The sequence below is a fragment of the Pseudogemmobacter sp. W21_MBD1_M6 genome (assembly GCF_052119585.1).
Lineage (GTDB): Bacteria > Pseudomonadota > Alphaproteobacteria > Rhodobacterales > Rhodobacteraceae > JBGQOJ01.
Window position 1 is genome coordinate 45,567 of sequence record NZ_JBGQOJ010000006.1, and the last position, 17,336, is coordinate 62,902.

At 62.2% G+C, this 17,336-nt stretch carries 14 protein-coding genes; 10 read left to right on the plus strand and 4 right to left on the minus strand.

Annotated elements, in window-relative coordinates; genetic code table 11:
* Positions 1–30: 30 nt before the first annotated feature.
* Both argE and ACEN2R_RS08870 read left to right on the plus strand, forming a co-directional pair.
* Positions 31–1,197 (plus strand): acetylornithine deacetylase, encoded by a 1,167-nt coding sequence (gene argE / locus ACEN2R_RS08865; protein ID WP_442041332.1) that lies wholly within the window; start codon positions 31–33, stop codon positions 1,195–1,197.
* A gap of 4 nt (positions 1,198–1,201) precedes the next feature.
* Entirely contained in the window at positions 1,202–2,365 is a 1,164-nt protein-coding gene (locus tag ACEN2R_RS08870) for a M20 aminoacylase family protein (RefSeq protein WP_442041334.1), read from the plus strand.
* Positions 2,366–2,525: 160 nt separating this feature from the next.
* On the opposite strand, the gene moaA is transcribed toward ACEN2R_RS08870, so the two are convergent.
* Positions 2,526–3,530, minus strand: a complete 1,005-nt coding sequence (gene moaA / locus ACEN2R_RS08875; protein WP_442041336.1) for a GTP 3',8-cyclase MoaA — start codon at positions 3,528–3,530, stop codon at positions 2,526–2,528.
* Positions 3,531–3,626: 96 nt separating this feature from the next.
* Between moaA and ACEN2R_RS08880 the strand changes: the two genes are divergently transcribed.
* Together ACEN2R_RS08880 and ACEN2R_RS08885 are read left to right on the plus strand one after the other, a co-directional pair.
* Positions 3,627–4,106: a hypothetical protein gene (locus tag ACEN2R_RS08880; protein ID WP_442041338.1), complete on the plus strand. Its 480-nt coding sequence runs from the start codon at positions 3,627–3,629 to the stop codon at positions 4,104–4,106.
* 4 nt (positions 4,107–4,110) lie between these two features.
* Complete coding sequence (locus ACEN2R_RS08885; RefSeq protein WP_442041340.1) at positions 4,111–5,724, plus strand: AMP-binding protein; 1,614 nt, start codon at positions 4,111–4,113, stop codon at positions 5,722–5,724.
* A 100-nt stretch (positions 5,725–5,824) separates the two neighbouring features.
* Here the strand turns inward: ACEN2R_RS08885 and ACEN2R_RS08890 are convergent, their stop codons facing one another.
* The 3 genes from ACEN2R_RS08890 to glmU are packed head-to-tail and all read right to left on the minus strand — an operon-like array spanning position 5,825 to position 9,683.
* Complete coding sequence (locus ACEN2R_RS08890; protein WP_442041342.1) at positions 5,825–6,505, minus strand: DNA alkylation repair protein; 681 nt, start codon at positions 6,503–6,505, stop codon at positions 5,825–5,827.
* Positions 6,502–8,325 carry a glutamine--fructose-6-phosphate transaminase (isomerizing) gene (gene glmS, locus ACEN2R_RS08895; RefSeq protein ID WP_442041344.1) on the minus strand — a complete coding sequence of 608 codons (1,824 nt, stop codon included), beginning with the start codon at positions 8,323–8,325 and terminating at the stop codon, positions 6,502–6,504. The genes ACEN2R_RS08890 and glmS overlap by 4 nt, the downstream gene beginning before the upstream one ends.
* Positions 8,325–9,683 (minus strand): bifunctional UDP-N-acetylglucosamine diphosphorylase/glucosamine-1-phosphate N-acetyltransferase GlmU, encoded by a 1,359-nt coding sequence (glmU, locus tag ACEN2R_RS08900; protein WP_442041346.1) that lies wholly within the window; start codon positions 9,681–9,683, stop codon positions 8,325–8,327. Before glmU ends, glmS begins: the two co-directional genes overlap by 1 nt.
* 126 nt (positions 9,684–9,809) lie before the next feature.
* On the opposite strand from glmU, the gene ACEN2R_RS08905 reads away from it, so the two are divergent.
* The 6 genes from ACEN2R_RS08905 to ACEN2R_RS08930 all read left to right on the plus strand — a co-directional run bounded on the left by ACEN2R_RS08905 (position 9,810) and on the right by ACEN2R_RS08930 (position 17,330).
* Positions 9,810–10,472, plus strand: coding sequence for an HAD hydrolase-like protein (locus ACEN2R_RS08905; RefSeq protein WP_442041348.1), 663 nt, complete (start codon positions 9,810–9,812; stop codon positions 10,470–10,472).
* A 112-nt stretch (positions 10,473–10,584) separates the two neighbouring features.
* Entirely contained in the window at positions 10,585–11,787 is a 1,203-nt protein-coding gene (locus ACEN2R_RS08910) for a DegT/DnrJ/EryC1/StrS family aminotransferase (protein WP_442041350.1), read from the plus strand.
* Between the two features lie 81 nt (positions 11,788–11,868).
* Positions 11,869–13,032 (plus strand): isovaleryl-CoA dehydrogenase, encoded by a 1,164-nt coding sequence (locus ACEN2R_RS08915; protein WP_442041352.1) that lies wholly within the window; start codon positions 11,869–11,871, stop codon positions 13,030–13,032.
* Between the two features lie 57 nt (positions 13,033–13,089).
* Positions 13,090–14,688, plus strand: coding sequence for a carboxyl transferase domain-containing protein (locus tag ACEN2R_RS08920; RefSeq protein ID WP_442041554.1), 1,599 nt, complete (start codon positions 13,090–13,092; stop codon positions 14,686–14,688).
* Between the two features lie 48 nt (positions 14,689–14,736).
* The gene (locus tag ACEN2R_RS08925; protein WP_442041354.1) at positions 14,737–16,665 is read left to right on the plus strand and encodes an ATP-binding protein; all 1,929 of its coding nucleotides are present in this window, start codon (positions 14,737–14,739) and stop codon (positions 16,663–16,665) included.
* Positions 16,662–17,330, plus strand: a complete 669-nt coding sequence (locus ACEN2R_RS08930; protein ID WP_442041356.1) for a glutathione S-transferase family protein — start codon at positions 16,662–16,664, stop codon at positions 17,328–17,330. The genes ACEN2R_RS08925 and ACEN2R_RS08930 overlap by 4 nt, the downstream gene beginning before the upstream one ends.
* Positions 17,331–17,336 lie beyond the last annotated feature (6 nt).

The following is a 17,336-nucleotide window of genomic DNA, read 5'->3' on the forward strand; positions in this document are numbered from 1 at the left end:
GATCATGCGACAGAAGGAAGGATGTCTTGAATGGGTGATGTGATGTCGGCCCGCGAATTGCTTGCCAGACTTGTGTCTTTTCCCTCTGTCAGCAGGGAAAGCAATCTGGATATTATCGACTGGATCGAAGGATATCTGGCCGGTCACGGCGTATCCGCAACCCGTGTTTATAACGCCGATGGCACCAAGGCGAACCTTTACGCCAATATCGGCCCCGCGGTTGCCGGCGGGGTCGTCCTGTCGGGCCACACCGATGTCGTCCCGGTGGACGGGCAGAACTGGGATACCGACCCCTTTGTCGTCACCGAAAAAGACGGCAAGTTGTATGGTCGCGGCACCTGCGACATGAAGGGGTTCGATGCGCTTGCGCTGGCCGCCGTGCCCCTTGCGCTGAAGGCGGGCCTGAAACGCCCGCTGCAATTGGCGTTCAGCTATGACGAAGAGGTCGGCTGCCTTGGCGCACCCTCGATGATTGCCGAAATGCGCCGGACCCTGCCGCCTGCCGCCGCCGTGATCGTGGGCGAGCCGTCGATGATGCGGGCTGTGTCCGGCCATAAGGGCGGAACGGGGTTCACCGTGCATGTGCGCGGCTTCGAGGTGCATTCGTCGCTTTTGCATACCGGCGTCAATGCGATCATGTATGGCGCAAAGCTGATCGAATGGGCGAACGAAAAGAACGCCAGGAACATGGCCGCAACGCCCGGCCCGCTTGCGGCACAGTTCGATCCGCCCTTTACCACCGTTCATGTGGGCACGATTTCGGGCGGCACCGCGCATAACATCACTGCCAAGGATTGCTGGTTCGGCGTCGACTTCCGCTGTGTTCCCGGCGAGGACATGGAGGCATGGAAGGCCGCATTTCTGGCCCGCGTGGCAGAGGTGGAGGCCGAGATGCAGGCGATCCGCCCAGAGACGGGCATCGACACGGCGATCCGGTTCTATGTGCCGCCCCTGCAACCCGAACCGGATGGCGCCGCCGAAGGTCTGGTGCGCGGTATCACCGGCGACAACGGCCATCATGTGGTCAGCTATGGCACCGAGGCGGGGCAGTTCCAGGCGCAGGACTACTCTGCCATCATCTGCGGGCCGGGCGACATTGCACAGGCCCACCAACCCAACGAATACATCACAATCGCGCAATTCGAGGCGGGAGAGCAGTTCATGCACCGCCTGATCACCCATCTAGCCGAGGACTAAGCCAATGCCCGTCAAGAACCGCTTTGCCGAACTTCTGCCCGAGATCACAGTCTGGCGACGGGACCTGCACGAAAACCCCGAACTGTTGTTCGACACCCACCGCACGGCGGGCGTGGTCGCCGACAAGCTGCGTGAATTCGGCTGTGACGAGGTGGTGACGGGCATTGGCCGCACCGGCGTGGTCGGCGTGATCCACGGCAAGACGAACACCGGCGGCAAAGTCATCGGCCTGCGCGCGGATATGGACGCGCTACCGATTTTTGAGGCGACGGGGCTGGACTATGCCAGCAAGACGCCCGGAAAAATGCATGCCTGCGGCCATGACGGGCATACTGCGATGCTGCTGGGGGCGGCGAAATATCTGGCGGAAACGCGCAATTTCGACGGAACCTGTGTGGTGATCTTCCAACCCGCAGAAGAGGGGGGCGGTGGCGGCCGCGAGATGTGCGAGGACGGGTTGATGGACCGCTGGAACATCACCGAGGTCTACGGCATGCACAACTGGCCCGGACAACCCGTTGGATCGTTTGCGATCCGGCCCGGCGCGTTTTTCGCCGCGACCGACCAGTTCGAAATCGCGGTCGAGGGGGTGGGCGGTCATGCCGCAAAGCCGCATGAAACCATCGACACCACGGTCGTGGCCAGCCACATTGTTCTGGCCCTGCAAACCATTGCCAGCCGCAACGTGGACCCGACGATGCAGGTTGTTGTCTCTGTCACCAGCTTCGAGACAGAAAGCAAAGCGTTCAATGTCATTCCGCAGCATGTTCAGATCAAGGGCACTGTGCGGACGATGGACAAGGCCGTTCGCGAACTGGCCGAAAAGCGACTGATCAAGATTGCGGAAGCCACGGCAGATGCCTTTGGTGCGGTTGCCCGCGTCACCTATATGCACGGCTATCCGGTGATGGTGAACCACGAGGAACAGACCGAATTCGCCGCCGATGTGGCGCGCAAGGTCTCTGGTGGTTGTGCCGATGCACCCTTGGTGATGGGCGGAGAGGATTTCGCCTATATGCTGGAAGAACGCCCCGGCGCCTATATTCTGGTCGGCAATGGTGACACGGCGATGGTGCATCATCCGAAGTACAACTTTGATGATAACGCGATCCCTGCCGGTTGTTCATGGTGGGCCGAGATCGTGGAACAACGTATGCCCGCCGCCTGATCGCGGGGGTCGCAGGGCCGAAGGCGGACAGTTTTGCGCATCGCGCGAGGATATTTTTTCCAAGAAGAACGGGACGGGCTTGTACAAGACAGCCCGTGCCCCGCGTTTCCAGACGGACCGCCAGCAACACCAAGGACGCCCGACGACCAAGGAACAGGGGCTAGCCGCCGGTATGGCTCATGTGGCGGGTGACCTGTCCGTCGACCTTCTGGCGTGAATAGTCGAAATCATGGCCCTTCGGTTTGCGAAGAATAGCGTCGCGGATCGCGGCCTCAAGGGTGGCGTTGTCCGCATGCTCGCGTAGCGGCTTGCGCAGGTCGGCCATATCTTCCTGCCCGAGGCACATATACAGTTCTCCGGTGCAGGTCAGGCGCACACGGTTGCAGCTTTCGCAGAAATTATGGGTCAACGGTGTGATAAAGCCGATCTTTTGCCCGGTCTCGTTGATTCGGACATAGCGGGCGGGGCCGCCGGTACGCTCTGACAAATCGGTGGTGGTGAACCGCGTTTCCAACTGGGCGCGAAGGTCTTTCAGCGACCAGTACTGGCCGATGCGGTCCTCGTTTCCAAGGTCGCCCATCGGCATCACCTCGATAAAGGTCAGGTCCATGCCTTCCTCGGCGCACCAATGCGCCAGGGTGAACAATTCATCCTCGTTGAAATCTTTCAGGGCGACAGCGTTGATCTTGACCCGAAGCCCCGCCTTTTGCGCGGCGCGGATGCCCGCCAGAACCTGGGGCAGGCGACCCCAACGGGTGATCGCCGCGAACTTTTTCTCGTCCAGCGTATCTAGCGAGACATTGATCCGCTTCACCCCGCAGGCCGCCAGATCGCCCGCGAATTTTTCCAGCTGCGATCCGTTGGTCGTGACCGTCAGCTCTTTCAACGCGCCGCTTTCCAGATGCCGCGACATGCCCTTGAAGAACGTCATGATATCGCGCCGCACCAAAGGCTCGCCACCAGTGATCCGCAGCTTTTCGACGCCAAGGCCGACAAAGACCGTGCACATGCGGTCCAGCTCTTCCAGCGTCAGAAGTTCCTTTTTGGGCAGGAAGGTCATATTTTCCGACATGCAATAGACACAGCGGAAATCGCATCTGTCGGTGACAGAGACACGCAGATAAGAAATCGCGCGGTGAAACGGGTCGATCAGTTTGGGTTCCATAGGGCATAGCCTATGCCGCCGCGTCGCGTGCGGCAAGTGTGTTTAAGTCGTATGAACGCCGTTGAACGCACCTGTGATTGGCGTTAGCCTTTGGCGATGAAACACATCATCTTCACTTGCTTTACCATCGCGGTTTCGCTGTCCCTGACGGCCTGCGCCGAACTGGGGCTGACACCGGCCGCCGGTCCTGTTGCAACCGCACCTGCGCCGACCACCCCCGTGGCGCGGCCATCTGTGCCCGAAGCGCCGCGATCGGCCGAGGATTTCGACAGCACAACCACAGAGGAACGCAAGGCTGCCGTGATTGCCGCCTCTGCACCCGGCACGCCGCGACTTGGGACCACGATTGCCTCGCTTGGCAATCCGGCGGAACAAGGGTTCTGGATGAAAACGCCGCTGGTCAAAACGGCGACCAAAGGGCGCATCGAATATCCCGTCACCGGAACGTCGGTCGAGGTTGACCTGATCCCGCTTGGCGGTCCTGCGACGGGGGGAAGTCAGGTCTCTCTGGCGGCGCTGCGTCTGTTGGGTGCGCCGTTGACGGCACTGCCGGAGCTTGTCGTCTTTGGGCAATAATGCAATGCAGGAGGACCGCCGCCTTATCCGCCACCGTGCAAGCTGGTCGGACATGCGCGCCGCTTTTCGGTGGGACATTCCGCCGTTTTTCAACATGGCGGATGCCTGTTGCGACAGCTGGGCGCGGACGGACCCCGACCGGGTCGCGCTGATCCACATCGATGATGCCGGCAACCCGCAGAACTGGACCTATGGCGCGCTGAAATCCGCCTCTGACCGTCTGGCCAACGCGTTGCGGGCCAAGGGCGTGGCGCGGGGCGACCGTGTGGCGGTGCTGTTGCCGCAAGGCCCCGCCGTCCTGATCACCCATTTCGCGGCGCATAAACTGGGCGCGATTGTGCTGCCGCTGTTCACACTGTTCGGAGAGGACGCGCTGGCCTACCGTTTGGCCGACAGTGGCGCTGCACTCTGCGTGACCGATGCCGCCAATCTGGACAAGCTTCAGGCGCTGCGCCCGACCCTGCCGGATCTGAAGGAAGTTCTGTGCATTGACCCGGCCCCTGTTGCCAACTTCTGGGCGGTGATCGAGCAGGCGCGCCCGGACATCGTTCCGGTGCGCACATCGGCCGATGATCCCGCCGTCATGATCTATACCTCGGGCACCACCGGCCCCGCGAAGGGTGTGCTGCATGCGCACCGTTTCTTGCTGGGGCATCTTCCGAATGTAGAACTGAGCCACGGGTTTATGCCGCAGGCGGGCGATTGCGGCTGGACTCCGGCCGACTGGGCGTGGATCGGCGGGCTGATGGATCTGGCGATGCCCTGCCTGTATTACGGGGTGCCGCTGGTCAGTCACAGAATGCGCAAGTTCGATCCTGACGCAGCCTATGCGATGATTGCCCGACATGGCGTGCGCAATATGTTTCTACCGCCGACGGCGCTGAAACTGATGCGTCAGGCGGCGGTTCCACCTGCGGTCGATATCCGCAGCATCAGCTCGGGTGGTGAAAGCCTTGGGGCAGAGATCCTTGACTGGGGGCAGAACACCCTTGGCGCCCCGATCAACGAGATCTACGGCCAGACCGAATGCAATCTTGTGGTTTGCACATCCCGCAGCGTGGTCGAGGCCCCCGTCGGGTCGATGGGGCAGGCAGTGCCGGGGCACGATGTGGTCGTGCTTGGCGCGGATGGGCAAGAGGTGCCACGCGGCCAGATCGGGGAAATTGCCGTGCGGCGTGGCGACCCGGTGATGTTCCTGCGGTATTGGAATAAACCCGAACAGACCGCCGCCAAATTTTCGGGCGACTGGATGCGCACTGGCGATCTTGGGTCGATGGACGCGGATGGTTTCCTGACATTTTCCAGCCGCGACGACGATGTCATCACCTCTGCGGGCTACAGGATCGGCCCGTCAGAGATCGAGAACTGTCTGACGGGCCACCCCGATGTGGTTATGGCCGCCGCCATCGGCGTGCCGGACGCTGTCCGAACCGAGGTCGTCAAAGCCTTTGTCGTCCTGCGCGAGGGGGCAAACTGGCAAGGGCTGGAGGCAGAGCTGATCGCCCGTGTGCGGCAAAAGATCAGCCCCCATGTGGCCCCGCGCATGATTGTTGCGGTGGACGCGCTGCCGATGACCGCGACAGGCAAGATCATGCGACGGGAATTGCGCGGTCTTTGATCTTCTTTGTTCCTTAAATATCCTCGCCGAAGGCAAAACTTTCTATGAAAGATTTTTGCGCTCCGCGCGGGGATATTTTTAGCACAAAGAAAACAACAGGTCAGTCGAGCAGGCGCAGCGCCTCTTTTCTGGCAAAGGATTTCATCTTGTCGCCATGCTCCTCAATGAAATCGGCAACGCGGTCCTTGTCGTGTTTCGACAGTTCGCGCAGCCACCAGGCGATGGCTTTCTGGATGAACCAGGTGTGATCGGTTGCATAGACGCCCATCCATCCCAGAACCCGGTCGCGGATTTCCAGATCGGCGGGTTTGGGAAAGTTCATTTTGGTCCAAGGCAGGGTGATGACCAGTGCCGCGCGGCGGGTCCACATGTTTTCCGATGTGGTCCAGGCCTCTACCTCGTCCAGTCGCGCAGGATCGGCGATCAGGCGTTTTTGTCCGGCTGTGCAGACCGTGTCTGCAATTGCCCAGGCATCCAGGTCCTCGACCCACGCGGAAATCAATTGCCAGGCACCGCTGTCGTCGGGCTTGATCCTTGCCTGCGTCAGCAGCTTTGCTGCGGCGATCCGCGCCTCGTGGATATTGCTCGCCCAAAGCGCTTCGCATAGTGCGATACGTTTGGATGTGGTCAGGTCTGCCCGCCACTCTTTCGCCAGCGCGTCGATCCGGGGCGCCGGGACGCCCAGATAGGGGCGATCGACCTTGTGATAGGCCAGTGCCTCGGCGGCTTTTGCAGGATCGGACAGGGCGGTCAGGGCCGCGATTGCAGTTTCAGGGGTCATTCTACGGTTACCGATTTGGCCAGATTGCGGGGTTGGTCAACGTCGGTGCCTTTGGCGACCGCCGTGTGGTAGGCTAGAAGCTGGGCGGGGATTGCATAAAGGATCGGGGCAAGGATGTTGTCGATTTCCGGCATGACCAGGGTCTGCCAGACGCCGTCGCTCGCCGCCGCGGCCCCCTTGGGGTCGGTGATCAGCAGCACCTTGCCGCCGCGCGCCATGACCTCTTGCATGTTTGACACCGTCTTGTCGAACAGCGCGTCGCGCGGGGCCATGACCACCACGGGAACCCGTTTGTCGACCAGTGCGATGGGGCCGTGTTTCAGCTCCCCAGAGGCATAACCTTCGGCGTGTATGTAACTGATTTCCTTTAGTTTCAGCGCGCCTTCCAGTGCAATTGGATACATCGCGCCACGGCCCAGAAACAGCACGTCCTGCGCTTCGGCCAGTTTGCGCGCGACGCGGCGCACATCGTCCGAGGTGCCAAGCGCGTGATTCATCACCCCCGGCAGGTTGCGCAGGGCCGACAGGTGATCGGCCAGCTTGTCGCTGTCGATGATACCCCGGTCATGAGCGGCCTTCAGCGCCAGAATCAACAGGACCGTCAGTTGGCATGTGAATGCCTTGGTCGAGGCAACACCGATTTCAATGCCCGCCAGAATGGGCAGGGACAGGTCGCTGTCCCGCGCGATCGAGCTTTCGGGGACGTTGACGACCGAGACGATGCGGTCTGCTTTGCCCATCGTGTAGCGCAGGGCGGCAAGCGTGTCGGCGGTTTCGCCTGACTGGCTGACATAAAGCGCCACGGTGCCTTTTGTGACCGGCGGCTCGCGGTAGCGGAATTCAGAGGCGACATCGACCTCGACCGGCAGGCGCGCGATCTGTTCGAACCAGTATTTGGCTGTCAGGCAGGCATAGAACGCCGTGCCGCAGGCCACCATGGTGATCCGCTCGATCTTGCTGAAGTCGATGTCGCCCTCGGGCAGCACAATGCTGCGCCCGTCGCCCGACAGGTAATGGTTGATGGTGTCGCCAAGAACGGCGGGTTGTTCGGCAATTTCCTTGCCCATGAAGTGCTTGTGACCGGCTTTTTCCACCCGGGCGCTGTCGATCTGGATTGTCTTGACGGGGCGGTTGGCGCGGAGGCCTTCGGCATCGAAGATCTCGAGGCTGGTGCGGGTCAGGATCGCGCGGTCGCCTTCCTCGAGATAGGTGATCCGGTCGGTCATCGGGGCCAGCGCGATGGCGTCGGAGCCGACAAACATTTCGCCGTCACCATGCCCGATCGCAAGCGGAGAGCCCTTGCGGGCGGCGATCAGCAGGTCGTCCTCTCCGTTGAAGAGAAAGCAAAGGGCAAAGGCGCCGTGCAGCCGCGATATGGTCTTTTCGGCGGCGGCGCGCGGGTCAAGCCCCTGCGCCATGTAGTGATGTGCCAGAAGGGCCACGGTTTCCGTGTCTGTCTCGGACTGGAAGGTGATGCCGTATCCCGCCAGTTCACTGCGCAATTCGCGGAAATTCTCGATGATGCCGTTGTGCACAACCGCAACCGCGCCCGCCTGATGCGGGTGCGCGTTGACAACCGTCGGTGCGCCATGGGTGGCCCAGCGGGTATGGCCGATGCCGGACCTGCCCGCCAAAGGATCATGCACCAGCAGATCGGACAGGTTGACCAGCTTGCCAACCGCGCGGCGACGGTCCAGCACGCCATTGTTCACGGTGGCGATACCGGCGCTGTCATAGCCGCGGTATTCCAGGCGTTTCAGCGCCTCGACCAACAGGGGGGCGGCTTCGTGATTTCCCAGGACACCGACAATACCACACATTATTCTGCTTCCTTCTGGCGACGCGCCTTGGTTGCCTTTAACTTATCGAACAATTTCACCGCCAGCCCCGGTTTGTTCTCTTGCACCCCGCGGGCCACGGCCAATGCCTCGGCGGGGACGTCTTTGGTGATGACCGATCCGCTGGCGGTCATCGCGCGGTTGCCGATTGTGACAGGTGCGACCAGCATGGTGTTCGAGCCGATGAAGGCGCCCGCGCCGATGGTCGTCCGATGCTTCATCACGCCGTCATAGTTGCAGGTGATCGTGCCCGCGCCGATGTTCGTCGCCTCGCCGATGTGGGCATCGCCGATGTAGGACAGGTGGTTGACCTTCGCGCCTTCCTCCAGCACCGCGTTCTTGACCTCGACGAAATTGCCGATCTTGACGTTGTTGGCCAGTTCGGTGCCGGGGCGCAGGCGGGCATAGGGGCCGACGACGGCACCGGCCCCCACATGGCAGCCTTCAAGATGGCTGAAGGCGCGGATAAGCGCGCCGGTTTCCACCGTTACGCCGGGGCCGAAGACCACGTTGGGTTCGATCATGCTGTCGCGGCCCAGATAGGTGTCATGGGCGAAAAAGACGGTTTCGGGGGCGGTCAGGGTGACCCCGTTTTCCAGAGCCTCTGCGCGGGCGCGGGATTGGAACGCCGCCTCGGCCACGGCAAGGCCAGCGCGGGTGTTCACGCCCATCGTCTCTGCCTCGGGGCAGGTGACCGAGGTCGCCGAAAGCCCGCGTGCGCGGGCCAGTTCGACGATATCGGTCAGGTAGTATTCGCCGCTTGCGTTTTCGTTGCCTATGGCCGCAACCAGATCCATCATCACCTGCGCATCGGCGGCGATAACACCGCTGTTGCAAAGGGTTATGGCGCGTTCCTGATCCGTCGCATCCTTGAACTCCACAATCCGTGTCAGGCTGTCGCCCTGCATCACCAACCGTCCATAGCGGCCCGGATCGGCCGCCTCGAAGCCCAGCACGACAACCGCGTGACCTGCGGCACGGGCCGACATCATCGCGTCCAGCGTTTCGGGTTGCACAAAGGGCGTGTCGCCGTAAAGGATGATCGCGTCGCCCGTGAAGCCGTCCAATGCGTCACGCGCCTGTGCGACGGCATGGCCGGTGCCAAGTTGTTCAACCTGCACCACGACCGACACGCTGTCGTCATAGGCCAGCGCCGCCGCTTTGACCTGATCCGCGCCATGGCCAGCCACGATGACTGTCCGCTCGGGCATAAGTGCCGCGCCGGATTTCATGGCGTGAACCAGCATTGGGGCACCGGCAATCTGGTGCAGAACCTTGGGAAGGTCGGAATTCATTCGGGTGCCTTGTCCGGCGGCGAGGATAATCAGGGCGATTGGCATATGTATTCTCTTTTAATCAGGTCGCGCCCGTTCTATCCGTCTGACGCAACGCCGCAAGGGTTGAACGTATCAAAAGTGTTTACGGTTCGTTACAAGGGCAGGCGAAAATCAGCCAAAGGGGCAGACATGCGCACAGTCATCTTCGATCTTGACGGAACTTTGGCCGATACAAGCGCCGATCTGATCGGATCTGCCAATAGCTGTTTCCGCGGGCTTGGGCTGGGCAACCTGCTGGACCCGCTGGCCGATGCGGCAACGGCCTTTGCCGGTGGCAAGGCGATGCTGCGGCTTGGGTTTTCGCGGGTCAGCGGATTTGACGAGGCCGAGGTGGCGCGCCAGTATCCGGTCTTGCTGGCCGCCTACGAGGCCGACATCGACACCCACACGACGCTTTACCCCGGTGTCATCGACGCCGTGGACCGGCTGCGCGTGGCGGGAACGGTTGTGGGCATTTGCACGAACAAGCCAGAGGGCCTTGCCGAAACGCTGATGACGCGGTTGGGGGTGCGGGACATGTTCGGGGCTTTGGTGGGGGCCGATACGCTGCCAACGCGCAAACCCGACCCTGCCCCCTATTTCGAAACGGTGGCGCGGTTGGGCGGGGCTGTTGGCCGGTCGGTTCTGATCGGCGATACGGTGACAGACCGCAAAACGGCGGCGGCGGCGGGGGTGCCTTCGGTGCTGGTGACCTTTGGCCCGTCGGGGCGCGGGGTCGAGGCGCTGAAGCCAGAGGCGCTGTTGGATCACTACGATGATCTTGACGTTGTTTTGGTGCCGTTGATCGGCTGAGACAGCTCCTTGGGGCACCGCGATTGCCCCGCCTATCGTGACACGTCGCGTCATGCGGGGTTATTGACTGTCCCGTTGCCGCCCCCCAATGTTGCCGGCAACGGAGGCCCGAATGACCGAGAGTTTTACAGGCAGTTTCACCCAGCAGGAACCGATCCCCGAGGACGGGATAGAGGCGGCGCTTGCGGTCCTGCGTCACGGGCGGTTGCACCGATATAACACCGTCGCGGGCGAGGTGGCGGAAACCGCCCTTCTGGAACAGGAATTCGCCGATGCGATGGGCGCGCAATATGCGCTTGCCGTGGCGTCCGGCGGCTATGCGATGTCCACCGCGCTGCGCGCCCTGGGGGTAAAGCCGGGGGACCGCGTGCTGTCCAATGCCTTTACCCTTGCGCCTGTGCCGGGGGCGATTGCGTCGGTCGGGGCCGTGCCTGTCTTTGTCGAGGTGACGCAGGATCTGACGATTGATCTGGACGATCTGGCAGCAAAGGCGGGGCAGGCAGGGGTTCTGCTGCTGTCGCATATGCGCGGGCATATCTGCGACATGGACCGCCTTATGGCGATCTGCGACGCGGCGGGTGTGCAGGTGGTCGAGGATTGCGCCCATACAATGGGGGCCGCGTGGCGCGGCACGATGTCGGGGCGGCACGGGGTAATGGGCTGCTATTCCACCCAGACCTACAAGCACCTCAATTCCGGCGAGGGCGGGTTTCTGGTGTCGGACGATCCACAGGCGATGGCGCGGGCGATCATTCTGTCGGGGTCGTATATGATGTATGCGCGGCACCGCGCCGCGCCGCCCCCCGAGGCCTTCGCGCAGATCCGGTTCGATACCCCGAACATCTCGGGGCGCATGGACAACCTGCGGGCCGCGATCCTGCGGCCGCAATTGCGCAACCTGTCATCGCAATGCGCCGCATGGAACGCCCGCTACAGGGCCGTCGAGACGGGATTGCGCGGTATGACCGGCCTGACCCTGATCGAGCGGCCAGAGGCGGAACAGTTCGTCGCCTCGTCGTTCCAGTTCCTGTTGCTTGACTGGCAGGGCGATGCGGTGCGCGATGTGGTGGCGCGATGTGCGGCCCGCGGGGTAGAGCTGAAATGGTTCGGCGCGCCCGATCCCGTTGCCTTCACCTCGAAATACGACAGTTGGCGCTATGCCAACCCCGCGCCGATGCCCAAATCCGACAGGATACTGGCGGGTATTCTGGATATGCGCCTGCCGCTTACCTTTTCCATCGCCGACTGCGAACAGATCGCGCGGATCATCCGGGCAGAGGTTCTTGCCGTCTATCAGGGGCAGGCGGACAAATAAGCCGCGCGAACTGACATTGACCCGACCGGGCTTTGCGGGCTATGAATTGAACAACCGTTCAATAATCACGGAGAGTGCCCCATGTTCACCGCTTCCATGACCTTCGATCTGGGCGACGATGTCAACGCGCTGCGCGATATGGTGCACCGCTGGGCGCAGGAGCGGGTGAAACCCATTGCCGCCGATCTGGACCGCAAGAACAGCTTTCCCGCAGAGCTGTGGCGCGAGATGGGAGAGTTGGGCCTGCTGGGGATCACGGTCGAGGAAGAGTTCGGCGGCGCGGGCATGGGCTATCTGGCACATACCGTCGCGGTCGAGGAAATCGCGCGGGCCAGTGCCAGCGTCTCGTTGTCCTACGGCGCCCATTCCAACCTTTGCGTTAACCAGATCCGCCTGAACGGCACTGACGCGCAAAAACGCAAATACCTTCCGGGTCTGATTTCGGGTACGACCGTCGGTGCGCTTGCCATGTCAGAGGCGGGCTCGGGCAGCGATGTGGTGTCAATGAAACTGCGGGCGGAAAAGAAGAATGGATATTATACGCTGAACGGCACGAAATACTGGATCACCAACGGGCCGGACGCCGACACGCTGGTCGTTTACGCCAAGACCGACCCGGACGCCGGATCGAAGGGGATAACGGCCTTTCTGATCGAGAAGTCGATGAAGGGGTTCAGCACCAGCCCGCATTTTGACAAGCTGGGCATGCGGGGGTCCAACACGGCCGAGTTGGTTTTCGATGACGTCGAGGTGCCGTTCGAGAATGTTCTGGGGGACGAGGGGCGCGGCGTGCGCGTGCTGATGTCGGGGCTGGATTATGAGCGGGTCGTGCTGGCCGGGATCGGCACAGGCATCATCGCCGCCTGTCTGGACGAGATCATGCCCTACCTGAACGAACGCCGCCAGTTCGGTGAAAAGATCGGGAACTTTCAACTGATGCAGGGCAAAATCGCCGATATGTATACGGCACTGAACACCGCGCGGGCCTATGTCTACGAGGTGGCAAAAGCCTGCGACAAAGGCACGGTAACCCGCGCCGATGCGGCGGCCTGTGTGCTGTATTCCAGCGAGCAGGCGATGGTGCAGGCACATCAGGCGGTGCAGGCGATGGGCGGGGCCGGGTTCATGAACGACAGTCCGGTGTCGCGCCTGTTCAGGGATGCTAAATTGATGGAAATTGGTGCAGGAACCAGCGAAATACGCCGGATGTTGATCGGCCGGGAAATGATGGGGACGATGGGATGATCAAGGTTTTGCAGGCATCGCGATCCTTTGGACGAAGGACCTGACCCGATGGCGCGTATGAGTTCAACGGCACTGCCCTTGTCCGAGGCGTTTCTTGCCAACCGCAAGGGCCATCTGGAGGCGCTGGAGGTCATCCGCGCCGCCGCCGGTCAGGCGGCCCTTGGCGGTGGCGAGGCGTCGCGCGCGCGGCATCTGTCGCGGGGCAAGATGCTGCCGCGTGAACGGGTGGCGAACCTGCTGGATCCGGGATCGCCCTTTCTTGAGATCGGCGCGACGGCGGCTCACGGGCTTTATGGCGGTGCCGCCCCTTGTGCCGGACTGATCGCGGGTGTCGGGCGCGTTCACGGGCAGGAGGTGATGGTGGTCTGTAACGATGCCACCGTCAAAGGCGGCACCTATTACCCGATGACGGTCAAGAAACACCTGCGCGCGCAGGAGATCGCAGAGGAATGCCACCTGCCTTGCGTCTATCTTGTGGACAGCGGCGGCGCAAACCTGCCCAATCAGGACGAGGTGTTCCCCGATCGCGACCATTTCGGGCGGATTTTCTACAATCAGGCGCGGATGAGCGCAAAGGGCATAGCACAGATTGCGGTGGTGATGGGGTCTTGCACGGCGGGCGGCGCCTATGTTCCCGCGATGTCGGATGTGACGATCATTGTAAAGGAACAGGGCACCATCTTTCTGGCCGGCCCGCCGCTGGTCAAGGCGGCGACGGGCGAGGTGGTCACCGCCGAGGATCTGGGCGGCGGCGATGTACACACACGGCTTTCGGGCGTCGCCGACTATCTGGCCGAGGACGACACCCATGCGTTGGCCCTTGCGCGGCAGGCGCTGGCGGGGCTGAACCGCCGCAAACCCGACACGGTCGTCTGGCAGACATCTGAGGAACCGGCCTTTGATCCCGAGGAATTGCTGGGCGTCGTGCCCGCTGACCTGCGCACGCCCTATGACATCCGCGAGGTGATCGCCCGGGTGGTGGACGGGTCGCGGTTCGACGAGTTCAAGCCGCGGTTCGGGGAAACGCTGGTCACCGGGTTTGCCCATCTGCGCGGCTGTCCGGTCGGCATCATCGCAAACAACGGCGTGTTGTTTTCCGAAGCCGCGCAAAAAGGTGCGCATTTCATCGAGATCTGTTCGCAAAGGCGTATCCCGCTGATATTCCTGCAAAACATCACCGGTTTCATGGTGGGTCGAAAATACGAGAACGAGGGCATCGCGCGGCATGGTGCCAAGCTGGTGACGGCTGTGGCGACGACATCGGTGCCCAAGATCACCATGGTGATCGGCGGGTCCTTCGGGGCGGGAAACTACGGGATGGCGGGGCGGGCCTATCAGCCGCGCTTCATGTGGTCCTGGCCCAATTCCCGCATCTCGGTCATGGGCGGGCCGCAGGCGGCAGGGGTGCTGGCGACGGTCAAGCGTGACGCGATAGAGCGGGCCGGCGGCACATGGTCGAGCGAGGAAGAAGCCGCGTTCAAGCAGCCCACGATCAAGATGTTCGAGGAGCAGTCGCACCCTTTGTATGCCTCGGCGCGGCTGTGGGATGACGGTGTGATCGACCCGCGCAAGACCCGCGATGTGCTGGCGCTGTCGCTGATGGCTGCGTTGAACGCCCCGATTGATGAAACGCGGTTTGGCATTTTCAGGATGTAGAATTCTTGCCTTCGGCGAGGATATTTACAGGAACCAAGAAAGCAGCACATGTTTACCAAGATCCTGATAGCCAACAGAGGCGAGATTGCCTGCCGTGTGATGGAAACTGCGGCGCGGATGGGCGTGCGGACCGTGGCGGTATTTTCGGATGCGGATCGTGGGGCGCGGCATGTGGCGATGGCGGATGAGGCGGTGCATATCGGTGGCTCGGCCCCTGCGGATAGCTATTTGCGCGGCGATGTGATCATTGCCGCGGCCTTGTCGACCGGGGCCGAGGCGATCCATCCGGGCTATGGTTTCTTGTCGGAGAACCCCGATTTTGTCGATGCGGTGACGGCGGCGGGGCTGGTGTTTATCGGACCCCCGTCTTTTGCGATCCGCGCGATGGGGTTGAAGGATGCCGCCAAGGCGCTGATGGTCGAGGCGGGCGTGCCGGTTGTGCCCGGCTACCACGGCGCGGCGCAGGACGCGTTGGCGGAGCGTGCGGCCGAGATCGGCTATCCGGTGCTGATCAAGGCGGTCGCGGGCGGCGGCGGCAAGGGGATGCGCAAGGTCGAGGCCCCTGAAGGGTTCGCCGCAGCACTGGCTTCTGCCCGGTCCGAGGCGTTGGGGGCCTTTGGCAATGCGGCGGTTCTGGTCGAGAAATACGTGGAAAAGCCACGCCATATCGAGGTGCAGGTCTTTGGTGACGGGATAGATGCGGTCCATCTGTTCGAGCGGGATTGTTCGCTGCAACGCCGTCACCAGAAGGTGATCGAGGAGGCCCCCGCCCCAGGCATGACCGCCGAGATGCGCGCGGCAATGGGCGAGGCGGCGGTAAAGGCCGCAAAATCAATAGGCTATTCGGGTGCGGGGACTGTCGAGTTCATTGTAGACGCCAGCGACGGGCTGCGCGCGGACCGGTTCTATTTCATGGAAATGAACACGCGTTTGCAGGTCGAGCATCCGGTGACTGAGGCGATCACCGGGGTTGATCTGGTAGAGTGGCAGTTGCGGGTGGCGTCTGGCGAGGGGTTGCCGTTGCGGCAGGAAGAACTGGGTATCACCGGGCATGCGTTCGAGGCGCGGTTATATGCCGAGGATGTGCCTGCGGGATTTTTGCCTGCGACCGGGCGGCTGACGCATCTGGTGTTTCCAGAGGGCGTGCGGGCCGATAGCGGGGTTCGCGCGGGGGATGTGATCTCGCCGTTTTACGACCCGATGATCGCGAAGGTGATTGTGCACGGACCCACCCGCGCGGTGGCGTTGCGGCAGTTGGAGCGGGCTTTGGAGCGGACGCAAGTGACTGGCAGCGTTACGAATCTTGCCTTTCTGGCGGCACTGTCGCGGCACGAGGTCTTTGTGGCGGGGGACATGGATACCGGTCTGATCGAGCGGCACCTTGACGCGCTGATCCGAGAACCGAAACCGGATGCGCGGGTGATTGCGCTGGCGGCTCTTGGGGCGGCGGGGCTGGACAAGGGCAACGATACACAGGGGTTCACGCTATGGGCGCCGTTGGAAAAAACGGTGCATCTGCGGTTTGGTGGCGCGGTGGTTGGGGTGCGGATTTCCTGCCTTGGTCAGGGGCAATTCGATGTCACAACCGATGCCCAAACCATGCACATCGCATACAGATCGGGCTGGCAGGTGGACGGGGCTAAATTCGGGGCCGACATTCTGGTGCAGGATGCGCTGATTACCGTGTTCCGCGATCATGCCTATCGGTTTGAAGCGATCGATCCTTTGGTGCAGGATGCAGCATCGGGGCCGGGCGGGCGCGTGATTGCGGCCCCGATGCCCGGTTTGGTTCGCGCAGTGTTCGCAGAGGTCGGGCAGGTGGTCGCCGCATGTGACAGGCTTGCCGTTTTGGAGGCGATGAAAATGGAGCATGCACTATTGGCGCCACGCGACGGGATCGTGGCCGAGGTGATGACCGTGGCGGGCGCGCAGGTCGAAGCGGGGGCGGCGCTGATCCTGCTGGAGGACGAGGCATGATCGTTTTGCACCATTGTCCGCAGACGCGGTCGATGCGGTCGCTGTGGTTGCTGCATGAACTGGGGGTGAAGTTCGGCGTGTCGATCCACCCGTTCGACAAGACGCTGCGCGATCCGCAGTATCTGTCGCTGTCGCCGGCGGGCCGTGTGCCCGCGCTGGAAATCGAGGGCGAGCGGATGTTCGAGACCGCCGCGATCACCGAATACCTGTGCGAAATCTTTCCCGAACGTGGACTGGGGCGACCAGCGGGAGACATGGACCGCATGGCCTGGCTTGTCTGGGTGCATTTTGCCGAGACGGTCAGCCAGCACACCGCGGCGTTGACCCAGCAGCATGTGATGATCTATCCGCCCGAGGCCCGCAGTCCGATCGTGACCCGACTGGAGGCGCGGCGGCTTGAGAAATGCTATGCCGCGATCGAGGCGCGGTTGAACACGCCGGTGGAACGCCGCGACTATCTTTTGACCAGCGGTTTCAGCGCCGCCGATATCAGCGTCGGACAGGCGATCTATATGGCCCGTCATTTTGTGAAAATCGAGAGTTTTCCAAAGCTTCACGCGTGGTATGATCGTATCACCGACCGGCCTTCGTTTGTGGCAAGTCTGCCGCAGAAAGGGTCCGAGGTTTTATACAAACAGGATTTCTATCCACCTTTGGAAGACTGATCTGAC